Raw genomic sequence first — 9,829 nt, forward strand, 5'->3', positions numbered from 1 at the left:
CGCCCTAAGGCGCTTTTCAAGAATTTCGAGGCATAGTCGCAGCGATTCTTTAGCTTCGGAACTACGTTTCCGTGTCCTTTGGTTCAGAATCCAACCGAATCATCAGCCAATAGGCCTATCAGTTGTCCCTACGTCAGTGAGTACCAGTTTCACTGCTGCCGAAAGTCCGGGGGGCCAATACTGGACAGCCAAGCCCGGAAATGCGCGTTTGCAGTCCTCATGTCCACTTTCCCAAAAGATGGGCCTCTAGTCAACCGTGACAGGCCGGTCACGGTTGGATTTCTGACAAGGTGCCCCCTCCTGAGAGGGGGCTAATCTCACCCGTTGACCAATTGCCTGGCCAACGCCATCTCGACCGAATCACCGTCCTGGTTCAACGCATCGAGCCCAGACTCTGGAACGTCTCCCGACGTGCTCTGAGCCACCGCGATCTTCTTGGCCATCAGCTGCAGGCAGGTGATCTGCGAGCTGCCGGCATAGCCGAAGAACAGCACCCGTACCGCCTGCTTCTGACCGATCCGCCACGACCGGCGCGCTGCCTGCTGCAGGGTGTAGACGTTGTAGCCCGTCTGCAGGAAGACGATGGTCGGGAAGTCCAGCAGATCCAGACCTGTCTTCACCAGCTCCGGGTTGGTGACCAGCACGTCGACGCCACGGTCGACCTGGTCGAGGATCCAATCCTCGCGCCGGGCCGTATCCACCGAAGCACGCAGTACCGCCACCTTCAGACCGGCCTGCTCGAGCAACCGCTTGAGCCGACTGGTCGTGTCCCGGGTGCCGCTGTAGACGGTGTAGGCCAGCACCTTGCGGCCCAGCGCCTTCTCCTGACGGCACAGCTCGATCAGCGCCTCCTCCTTGGGGCTGGCCTGGTCTTCGTCGAAGATCGCGTCGACCCTGGCCAAGGTGTCCCGGGTCCGGGGGTGTTTCACCACCTCCGGCCGGAAACAGCAGTCCGGCCAGGCCAGCAGCACATTGAGCACCACCCCGAGAAGGGTGGTGTCTCGCCGTGCCAAGGCCTGGCGGAGCTCCGCGGTCAGTTTGCCAGCCAGCTGCCGATAGGCCGCCTCCTGGTGCGCCTCCATTGGGATGTCGATGAACTCCTCCTGGTACGCCGGCAGCACATTGCCGCCGATGTCCTTGAGCTTGAGAAACACGGTAAAGGGCAGCACGAAGCGGTGGATGCCTTTGGGGCCGAAGCCTGGGGCCTTCACCGTCCGTACCGAGAGCTTCTTGCCCCGTGCCGTCTTGTGCGACTGGCTGTCGCGCTCGGTGTAGATGTCCTTGAGCACGCCGTGGTCGCGCATGAATGACATGGCCGCAGGGGCCATGCTGCCGCGCGCGTTCGGTCGGTAGCCGTCCTCGATCATGCGCCGGGAGAGGATCCGAAACAGGAGGTAGAACAGGTCGTCGGCGTAGCCGCCCATGAGCGTGCCCGTCAGCAGCAGCGTCTTGCGCGCTTTTGCTGCCAGCACTCCCATGGCCTGGCCCTGGGCCGAACCGCTGTTCTTGTACTCGTGTCCCTCGTCCACCACCAGCAGGTCGAAGTAGCCGTCCGGGAGGTAGCGCTTGATGAACTCGGTCGGTTGGTACCCGCCCTCGCCGAAGCCGAATTCCAGGTTGGCCATCGCCCGCTCCATTCGCTTGGCCTGGCGGTCGCTGAAGACGAAGTTGCCCTTTGCGTCCATCAGATTGATGAACTCGTGGACGTTGTCAGCCAGCATCGTGGCGAGAAACTCTTCTCCGAAGTCCGCCACCAACTTCTCGGCCCGGATGGGGCCGATGGTGGGTATGCGGCACATCGACTTGAGGATCACGCTGCGTCTGTCACCACTCGCGGTCTTGCCCGGGCGCATCAGCGTCCAGAGGGGCGCCTTGCACTTCGGGCACTGCCGGCGTCGTTCCTCGCACTGGAAGTCCTCCAGGGTGAGGTAGTTGCCTTCCTCGTCCTCGAGCACGCGACCACAGTCCGTGCAGCAGGCCAGTCGCCGTCCACCGGCGGCGCGGCGCGTACCGCACGCCAACCGCCAGTGAAAGCCCATCCGCATCCGCACACGGCCCAGGATGAAGAACTCCTGACGACCATCGTACGGCTCGCCTAGGGCCTGGCGGAGCTTGAGCAACTTCACCAGGGTGTCCGGCCCGTTGAGCACCCAGACGCGCGCGCCCGGGACGGTTTCGAGGATCTCGCGCCGCCACTTGTAGACCAGGTGGGGCGGCGAGACGACCAGGGTGCGGCGATAGCCCTCTGCGTGGAGTACAGCGGCCACGGCGATGGCCATCATGGTCTTTCCAGTCCCCATCTCGGCGTTGATGATCCCGGCCTGTTCGCCGCGGTCGAGCAGCAGGGCGGCGATCGCCTGGACGACATCGGCTTGCGCCGGGAAGGGTGTGCGTTTGAGACCTGCCATCACGGCCTGGCGCCCGGGGTGAGCGGCGCCGGCATAGACCGGTGGGTTGGAACGGTTGAGGGAGTCGAGCAGACCCTCGCCGAACTCGGCGATGAAGTCGGTCAGGCTGACGGTGGTGAGCAGGGCCGGTTGGCCAGCGTTGAGGTCGGTCATGTGGATCTCCTGAGATGAGAAACAGGCACGGCCGACCCCGGATGGGTATCGGCGTACCCAGGGGATGGAAGTAACAGGATGTCGAGTAACAGCATGGCCGCCGGCGGCGGGTCGGGTTAGTAGTCCGAGGGCAACAGCAGCGTGGTCACGCTGCGGTCAGCTTCGGTAATGATCCAGAGCCGGGGCTCATCGGACATCGGGGTGTCGTAGCTGGAGAACAGCCGATTGCCCAGGCGCAGGGCCTGGTCGTTGCTGTGCTTGTCCTCTTGGTCAAGCTCGCCCCAGTCCGCCTGCAGGTGACGTCGCAGGTAGGTCACGGGGTTGAGCTCACCGCGTTCCACCAGCTCGCTCACCGCTGCCGTCATGACGATCCGACCAGGGTCGAAGCGTCCTGCCGGTGGCCGGAGTGGTTCAGGTGCTGCAGATGGTGGTGGCTCGGCCGCTGCCGGCGCCGAGGTGATGGTCAGGACCTGTCCCAGCGTCTGAGATCCCGGTGTCATGTCCCAGGCCCGGATGACGGGCACGAAACGGTCGGTCAGGATCCGCGACTCCAGAACGTTGCCGTCCTCATCCTCAGTGAATTCGGTGCGGCTGACCTTTTCCTTGTGGGTGTCGCCCTTGAGCACCAGGACGCGCCCATTGGGAGAGGTGACCACGCCCGAGATCGCTCCGGCCGCGAGGGCCAGCGCCAGGTGCCATTGCGACAGCGCCTTGACCGGTGGTCGTGGTACTTGGCCAGCCTGGCCAAAGTGCAGGGTGAAGTCGCTCCAGAGTCCGCCCAGTCGACCTGTTTCCAGGGCGAGCTGCTCGGGCTCCAGGGTGACGCGGTAGAAGTGCTCCAGCTCCGTGACGGCGGCTGGCACACCATAGGGTTCCCCAAGCCATACCTCCGGTAGCGGGTCGGCCGAGGCCTCACCGCTGCCGATCGCACGGAAGTGCTCTCGGGTTGCCTTGACGTCAGCGGGCCTTGCCAGGTCCTGCCGGCGGATCCGGATACCGAAGATCACCATCTGTTTGAAGGTCGGATCCGCAGCCGCATGAATCCGCAGGCCGGTGAAGTGATTGCAGAGCCAGCCACACAGCTCATCGTCCAGGACGTAATGCGGCACGATCAGCACCAAGGTGCCGCCGTACTGCAGCAGCGGTAACGAGCGCTGATAGAACAGCTTCTCCAGTCGCCGGCGGCCGCTGCCCTGATACTGGGTGGCGCCGCTGTGGTCGGCGACCAGGTCGCCATAGGGTGGATTGAGCCAGAGTAGCCCGAAGGCCTGCCGCGTGACGATGGTGTCCATCAGGTCGCCCTGCAGGACGCGATCGAGCAGGCCGCGCGCGTGCTCGGCACGCTCCCGGTCGTATTCCACCGCGCAGGCCTGGACGCGCTCACGGCCGAGGGTATGAGCAGCTTCCGCCAGGGCCACACCTTCGCCGGCGCACGGATCGAGGATCCGCATGGTGCCGGTGGAGGCAGGGCTCAGGGCCTGCAGGGTCCGTTCGAGCGTGACCTCGTCGGTGGGGTAATAGCCGTTCTTGGCAAAGTTGCGCGCCAGGCGCGGAAACATCAGGGCCATGGTCGGAGCTCCAGTGTTGGGAAAGCGAGAGAGGAGGGGCCGCAAGCGGCCCGATCAGGAGGTGGTGAGCTGACCGGCGCGGATACGCTGGCCAAGGTGGTACTGCAGCTCGTCGAGCTTGAGTCGGAGTCGCCAGCCGGCCAGGTCGCCCAGGGCGCCGGGTAGGCGCTCGAGCATCCGCTCCTGCAGGAGCAGCTCCATGACCGGTCCCTGCCAGTGCGGCAGGAGCGGGAGTGGGCAGGTGTCGACCACCAGTGGCCAGAGGCTAGTCAGGGGGTCGACGCCTTCCCGCACCAGGGCGTAGGCCAGGTGATTGGCACGATCCGGTACCGCGCAGCGCCCGTCGAACAGCCAGACGTGAAGTAGGCTGCCAAACAGGGTGCCGCGCAGCTGGCGGGTCGTGCGCTTCTCCAGCCGCTCCGCGTCCGGAAAAACCGGCAGGCTGCGACCGCTCTGGACCAGGTGGAATTGCTCAAGGCCGCCTTCGCTGCGTCCCAGGGTGAGCCTGGCTAGAAACTCCTGGACGGCGGTGTCGCGGCCCCAGGCCGACAGAAAGATCAGCCGCCGCTCTTCATCGCAGACACAGGCGTCAACCAGCAGATCGGGGCACTCATCGATAGGGTAAAGGGGCATCGTCAGCTCCTGAGGGAGGCAACGCGCCCAGGGGCGGTTGCCCCGAGGTGGGTGAGAGAGGACGCTCAGCGCGCCGCGTGGTATCGCCGGACGCCTTCGCGCCATTCGGAATTGATGCCGTGGGTAGCCCTGGGCAGGAAGTGCAGCGGGCAACTCCAGTAGAAGGGGCCCGAGCTTTCGTCCAGTGATTTGTGGCCCCACTGGCCCCCATGAACGTCCAGCAGGTCGCAGCCGATCAGGACGCAAGCTTCACCGGCGGCGACGCCGGGAAAGATGCCATCGCGCTTGGGTACCAGCCTCACGACCTGCCACAGCACGTTGTCGACCAGGTGATGATCGAGGACCGTGCGTGTGCAGTTGGTGGTCTCGCCATTGGCGGTGAGTTCGGAGATCAGCGCATCGCGCGTGGGGTGAGAAAACAGCCAGCCCATAGGGAAGGTCCTTGTGGTGATGGCCAGGCCTTCCCGCTGGGAGAGGTCCCAGCCGGGTTGGTTATGAAGGGGGAGGTCAGGCCGCGTGGTTCCAGGCCTGCGACTTGAAGTCCATGGTGTAGCCCAACTGGCCCAGCCGTTGGCATTGCTGCCTGAGGCGGTGCCGGTCGACCGTGGAGTCCAGCCGCACGGTCTCGCCAAGTGGCCAGACCGTACCGAAGAGCTCCTGGTCAGCTTCATCGACATCTGGCTCAGGCGTCAGCTGGGTAGATGCTGGTGATGCCGGCATCCCGAAGGGTGCGTTGTCGTCTGCAGGTACTACCGGGGTACTGGCAGGCCTGGCGGGACGAGAGGGTTGTGGTCGAACCTTTGGCGGCGGTGCCGCGACAGGTAGCTCTTCATCAAGTGGATCCGGCGACTGCGCATCGATCTGCGCGTTGTCGTAGGCCGTCAGGGTATCGAGGTCCTCGAGCACCATGCTGTCCAGGCGCGCGCGAATCTCGATGACCAGGCGGCCGCCGGTGCTGTAGGACGATGCACGGATCTCGGTGATGACGAACTCACCTCGGTACTTGCCCTCGACGTGTTGCTCGAGCACAGCATCCTTGATGACGAATTCGCCGATAGAGGTAGAGAGCCGGCCGACGTTGAAAGCGCCGTTGCGTCCCTGGATGGTGCGGATGGCCAGGTGGCCGGGGATCTTGATCATGGCGGTCCTCGTGAATAGGGGGCACGCCATGCCCAGCAGGGGATGGGTACCCTGTGGGAGAAAACGGTGAGAGGTGCATCCATCGGCGGAGCCGACCGCTTGCGCTACCGGATGCTCGGCAAGCTTGGGGTTGGATCAGCGCGGGGCGCCGTGGTCGTGAGATCCTGACCACCTGGGCATGGCTGACAACGTCAGCGGCATGTGCTGTGAATTCTGAAAGCGACGCCGTACCTGGTCAATAGCCCGCGCAAAAGAAAGGCGCCCGGAGGCGCCTGATAGGGGGAATTAGAACTGAGGCAGGCCTTCGAGCAGGCAGCCATTGGGATCAAGTATCAAGATCCTGACGTCGGCCTGGCCTGCCAGGCTGAGCACCCGTATGGTTTCGGGCTCGAATCCTTGGCCCTCCATAGCGGCCTGAACTTCCGAAAGTGAACAGGCGCAGGCATAAGCGAGATGTTCATCCGTCCAAGGCGTACAGTGCAGCTTGAAGCCAATGGCATCGCTGTCTGGCAGGGTGAAACACTCAAACATTAGTGGCTGGGTATCGGCGTGCTGCACCAGGTCCTGCAGCTCGTCCCACTCCTCATCTGGCAAATGCGCCGAGGTGATTTCGAAGGAGCGGCTGTAGAAGCCCGTCTCGAACTGGATGCGCTTGAGCAGGCCTTCGGCCCGCGGTCGCGATTCAGTATCGCCGAGGTGAAGCTCTTCGCCATTCTCAGTAGCACGAACTGCATAAACGACAGCGCGTACCTGCCCGTTGGCCGGGTAGAGAGTGTGCTGGTCGTCGGTGACCGTTTCCGGCTCGATAGCTAAAGCATGGGTGTCGTTGAAGATGGCGTGGTGGCCTACCAGTCGGTCGTCGCCTGCATCCTGTTGCTCAGCCCCGATCTGCCGGTAGCAGGGCGCAAAGTGCTCTTCGTAAGTGATCATCAGCTCGCGGCGGATGTACAGGTTTTGGTAGCCGCGGATGAAGGGGTTGGGATTTGTCATAAGCGTCTCCTCGGAAAGAGGAGCCGCCCAGAGGGTCGGCCCCCCTGGGTGGTGTGATGGTGTTTGAGCTTGTTTGAGCGTGTGCTACAGCTGGTCTAGATCGATAGCGAAGAACATCGCGCTGTCTTGGTGCTGGCAGGTGTTACAGGTGATCTCACAGGTATCGTCAATGGTAGATTCACCATCAAGCGTGCCGTTCAGAGGCTCAGACGGTTCCTCACCGCCCTCTGCCGAGACATCTGCAGATCCGCACTTCGGACATGCCCAGCGGGTGGCTACTTCGTCCTCGGGGTAGTGTGGCCAAACCGTCCGCTGAGCGCGTTCGACGGCCTCGGCGAAGCCATTCGCCGTGGTCATGTCGGCGATTAGTTCGATAGGACTGTTGCCCCAGACCAGCAGCATCGAGCCTTCATGGCCGGCGTGGCTTTCCGAGAGGAAGCGCAGCTTGGCCAACTCGGTTTCTGTTGCATGCCCCGCTATTTCTTCGGCGGACCAAGAGGCGTGGATAGGGCCCCATTCTTCGCCATCCCAAAGCTCAGTCGCGCGCCAACCTTGACGCTGCAGGTCGGCCAGCACGGCCACCAGGCCGGTGTGCTCGGTGATGGTACGAGTAGCGGAAGTCGAATCGTTGTTCATGTGCAGCTCCTCGGACGAAGAGCCGCCCAGAGGGTCAGCCCCTCTGGGTAGTGGTCAGGTGTTGCTACAGGTCTTCGAGAGCCATGAGGCCCTGGGTGACACGTAGCAAATGGGTATGGACGCGAATCTCAGCGGACTGCTCTGATTCGCCCTGGTAATGAAGCTCAGCTATCAGGCGTTCACGGCCTTTGTAGGTCCCGAATATGCTGAAAACCTGCGCAGGTATGGTAGGGCAGTCGAGATCGTGATCGCGGGCGTATCGGACCTGACGAAACCTCTTGAGGTACTCGGCAAACTCCGCTGCGTTCATTGAGGTGTACTCGCGCACGGGCTTACCCGCGTCATCAATCTCATCACCTAGGTGATCGAAGGACATCGAGTAAAACAACCGCGGCTTGTGGCCTAGCGCTCGGTAAAAGGTGAGGGCTTGACCGGCAGCCTCAAGGCTTACGACCGCGCACTCGACGCATCCTGAAATCACAACGTTATATGGCATGGTTCACATCCTGTTGAAGTCGCAGCATAGCAATCGATAGCTAGCTGGCAAACACGAAGGTGCGTCGGAGCCATACCCCACTCGGGGAAAGCCCCGAATGGGAGGAGTTGAGATCAGGCGTTCAACAATGCACTCACGTGCGGTCGCCATAGTTTGTGGACCAAGCGGCCCTTGAGCAGGTCGGCATCAGTATCAAGCAGGTGAGACGTGCTGAAGTTGTCCCAGCCGTGTTGGAACGCAGAGCGCGAACGCAACAGCTGGATCTGAGCCAGCACCACCTTCTCTTCCTCAGCCGTGCGGCAGGGGTCAATCCAGTCGATGCGGCGGCTCTCCCGATCCACCTTGCCCACCATGACCAGGTGGCCGTGGCGATCGGAAACGGAGATCCGTTTCGGGCAGAAGGCAAGCGCTGCTGCAGGTATCGGATAGCGGTCTTGTCGGACAGCGTCCAGGGCGATGGGCAGAATGTCATCGAGCAGGCCGCAATGGCCGAGCTGGACGTAGCCATCGATGTGGAAGGTGCCGCGACCGGAGTCCTCAAGCAGCTCCATCAACCCATGAAGGAGGATGGTGAATTGCCGCTCAAAGAGGTCTTGGCGAAGAGAGGTGCCAGGTACGTACGGGTTGCTAACGAAAGCCTGGCCTTCGAAGTGTTGAATAATCAAATCCATGATGCCTCCAACGTCCTGGGATCCATCATGCCCTTAAGGGATGACGAATCCCTCAAGGGTAGACGAAGCGGGTTAGAAGCCAAGCAAGGCAGGAACAAGCGACGACAAACCGTGCTGGGTCCAGGTGCCTTCTGCCAGGGCTTGGTCAGCCTCGGCCTGCTTGCGGAAGTACTCCTTCGACTCGCGACTCAGCGGAAAGCCATCCTCATCGACAGTGCCGATGTAGTAGCCCGCGTTGCTGCGCAGTACCTGAAGGGGAAAGTGTTTGCCTTCGGATTCGAAGGCGAGCCGGCCGAAGCCTGCAGGGGTATCGGTAGCCATGGGGCCTCCAAAAGCAAAGGCGCCCGAGGGCGCCTATAGGGTGTGGTCAGTCAGGCCTGGACGCGGTCAGCGCTGGTGGCGTTCATCTCGAACAGGAACCAGGCGTTGTCGCAGAACAGGTCGCTGCTCAGCAGCTCTTCGGTGACGTCGTCATAGGAGACTTCGGCAACGATGGGCAGGGCGGGCAGCTCGGACTTGATGGTGGCGATGACTTGCATGATGGGCTCCAAAATTCAGCTAATGGAGATCACCATGCCCCGGTCCGGGGATGGTGCCCCCGGATGGGTGTGCGAAGAGAAAGGTGGCAAAGCCTAGGTAGAGCAGGGGCGCCCTGTGGGCGCCTGGAAGAACTGAGTGAATCAAGCGGCCGATTGGTCGCTGTCATCCCCTTGATCCGTACCTTGCTGCTCAGCCGGGGCTGCGTCGCGCGGTTTGGCTTCGTAGACGAACTCACCTTCTACTTTGATCCAGCCGATGTACAGGAGGCGACCTTTCAGGCTTGCGCCGTGTTGTCCCTGCTTCGGTCCGGAAGAGTAGGTGAAGGGATCAGCCCAGCAATCACCGATGCGGAAGGACACGAGGACCTTCTTCTCAGCGTTGACGGCTTCAATGCAACGACGAACCAGCTTTTCAGCTTCGGCGCCGACGACATTGCAGTCGATGTAGCGGTATTCCACCGCTTCTTTGCTGCCGCACAGGGCTGCTACGGTGACGGCCAAAAACGGCTTGGCGCCTCTGCCTTTGGGTTTCACTTCGCGGATGCGGTTGAGGTAACCGATACCGGTGGTGTGCAGGTCGAAGTATTGGCTTTCG

Annotated in this window: 12 protein-coding genes; all 12 read right to left on the bottom strand. The window is 62.5% G+C overall.

Annotated features, from left to right (window positions below; genetic code table 11):
* Positions 1-317: 317 nt before the first annotated feature.
* Positions 318-2,561, bottom strand: coding sequence for a DEAD/DEAH box helicase (locus BMZ43_RS18635; RefSeq protein WP_093255661.1), 2,244 nt, complete (start codon positions 2,559-2,561; stop codon positions 318-320).
* 116 nt (positions 2,562-2,677) lie between these two features.
* Complete coding sequence (locus tag BMZ43_RS18640; protein ID WP_093255664.1) at positions 2,678-4,129, bottom strand: DUF6094 domain-containing protein; 1,452 nt, start codon at positions 4,127-4,129, stop codon at positions 2,678-2,680.
* A 54-nt stretch (positions 4,130-4,183) separates the two neighbouring features.
* Complete coding sequence (locus BMZ43_RS18645) at positions 4,184-4,762, bottom strand: hypothetical protein (RefSeq protein ID WP_093255667.1); 579 nt, start codon at positions 4,760-4,762, stop codon at positions 4,184-4,186.
* 65 nt (positions 4,763-4,827) lie between these two features.
* Positions 4,828-5,193 carry a hypothetical protein gene (locus tag BMZ43_RS18650; RefSeq protein ID WP_093255670.1) on the bottom strand — a complete coding sequence of 122 codons (366 nt, stop codon included), beginning with the start codon at positions 5,191-5,193 and terminating at the stop codon, positions 4,828-4,830.
* A 76-nt stretch (positions 5,194-5,269) separates the two neighbouring features.
* Positions 5,270-5,902: a DUF3275 family protein gene (locus tag BMZ43_RS18655; protein WP_093255673.1), complete on the bottom strand. Its 633-nt coding sequence runs from the start codon at positions 5,900-5,902 to the stop codon at positions 5,270-5,272.
* 285 nt (positions 5,903-6,187) lie between these two features.
* Positions 6,188-6,892 carry a DUF5983 family protein gene (locus tag BMZ43_RS18660; protein ID WP_093255676.1) on the bottom strand — a complete coding sequence of 235 codons (705 nt, stop codon included), beginning with the start codon at positions 6,890-6,892 and terminating at the stop codon, positions 6,188-6,190.
* 84 nt (positions 6,893-6,976) lie between these two features.
* The gene (locus tag BMZ43_RS18665; RefSeq protein WP_093255679.1) at positions 6,977-7,528 is read right to left on the bottom strand and encodes a hypothetical protein; all 552 of its coding nucleotides are present in this window, start codon (positions 7,526-7,528) and stop codon (positions 6,977-6,979) included.
* A gap of 64 nt (positions 7,529-7,592) precedes the next feature.
* Positions 7,593-8,024, bottom strand: coding sequence for a hypothetical protein (locus BMZ43_RS18670; protein ID WP_093255682.1), 432 nt, complete (start codon positions 8,022-8,024; stop codon positions 7,593-7,595).
* A 113-nt stretch (positions 8,025-8,137) separates the two neighbouring features.
* Positions 8,138-8,695 (bottom strand): hypothetical protein, encoded by a 558-nt coding sequence (locus BMZ43_RS18675; protein WP_093255685.1) that lies wholly within the window; start codon positions 8,693-8,695, stop codon positions 8,138-8,140.
* 72 nt (positions 8,696-8,767) lie between these two features.
* On the bottom strand, positions 8,768-9,016 hold the full coding sequence (locus tag BMZ43_RS18680) for a hypothetical protein (RefSeq protein WP_027597851.1): 249 nt from the start codon (positions 9,014-9,016) through the stop codon (positions 8,768-8,770).
* A gap of 50 nt (positions 9,017-9,066) precedes the next feature.
* Entirely contained in the window at positions 9,067-9,234 is a 168-nt protein-coding gene (locus BMZ43_RS26565) for a hypothetical protein (RefSeq protein ID WP_165904673.1), read from the bottom strand.
* 141 nt (positions 9,235-9,375) lie between these two features.
* Positions 9,376-9,829 (bottom strand): STY4534 family ICE replication protein (locus BMZ43_RS18685; RefSeq protein ID WP_093254880.1); only part of this gene is annotated, 454 nt, incomplete at its 5' end.

The organism is Pseudomonas sp. Snoq117.2, assembly GCF_900110545.1.
Taxonomy (GTDB): domain Bacteria; phylum Pseudomonadota; class Gammaproteobacteria; order Pseudomonadales; family Pseudomonadaceae; genus Chryseomonas; species Chryseomonas benzopyrenica.

What these genes read in the sequence shown, in the direction of transcription:
- BMZ43_RS18680 (WP_027597851.1), bottom strand. Translation starts at nt 9,016, where the DNA reads ATGGCTACCGATACCCCTGCAGGCTTCGGCCGGCTCGCCTTCGAATCC.
- BMZ43_RS26565 (WP_165904673.1), bottom strand. Translation starts at nt 9,234, where the DNA reads ATGCAAGTCATCGCCACCATCAAGTCCGAGCTGCCCGCCCTGCCCATC.
- BMZ43_RS18640 (WP_093255664.1), bottom strand. Translation starts at nt 4,129, where the DNA reads ATGGCCCTGATGTTTCCGCGCCTGGCGCGCAACTTTGCCAAGAACGGC.
- BMZ43_RS18650 (WP_093255670.1), bottom strand. Translation starts at nt 5,193, where the DNA reads ATGGGCTGGCTGTTTTCTCACCCCACGCGCGATGCGCTGATCTCCGAA.
- BMZ43_RS18670 (WP_093255682.1), bottom strand. Translation starts at nt 8,024, where the DNA reads ATGCCATATAACGTTGTGATTTCAGGATGCGTCGAGTGCGCGGTCGTA.
- BMZ43_RS18635 (WP_093255661.1), bottom strand. Translation starts at nt 2,561, where the DNA reads ATGACCGACCTCAACGCTGGCCAACCGGCCCTGCTCACCACCGTCAGC.
- BMZ43_RS18660 (WP_093255676.1), bottom strand. Translation starts at nt 6,892, where the DNA reads ATGACAAATCCCAACCCCTTCATCCGCGGCTACCAAAACCTGTACATC.
- BMZ43_RS18655 (WP_093255673.1), bottom strand. Translation starts at nt 5,902, where the DNA reads ATGATCAAGATCCCCGGCCACCTGGCCATCCGCACCATCCAGGGACGC.
- BMZ43_RS18665 (WP_093255679.1), bottom strand. Translation starts at nt 7,528, where the DNA reads ATGAACAACGATTCGACTTCCGCTACTCGTACCATCACCGAGCACACC.
- BMZ43_RS18645 (WP_093255667.1), bottom strand. Translation starts at nt 4,762, where the DNA reads ATGCCCCTTTACCCTATCGATGAGTGCCCCGATCTGCTGGTTGACGCC.
- BMZ43_RS18675 (WP_093255685.1), bottom strand. Translation starts at nt 8,695, where the DNA reads ATGGATTTGATTATTCAACACTTCGAAGGCCAGGCTTTCGTTAGCAAC.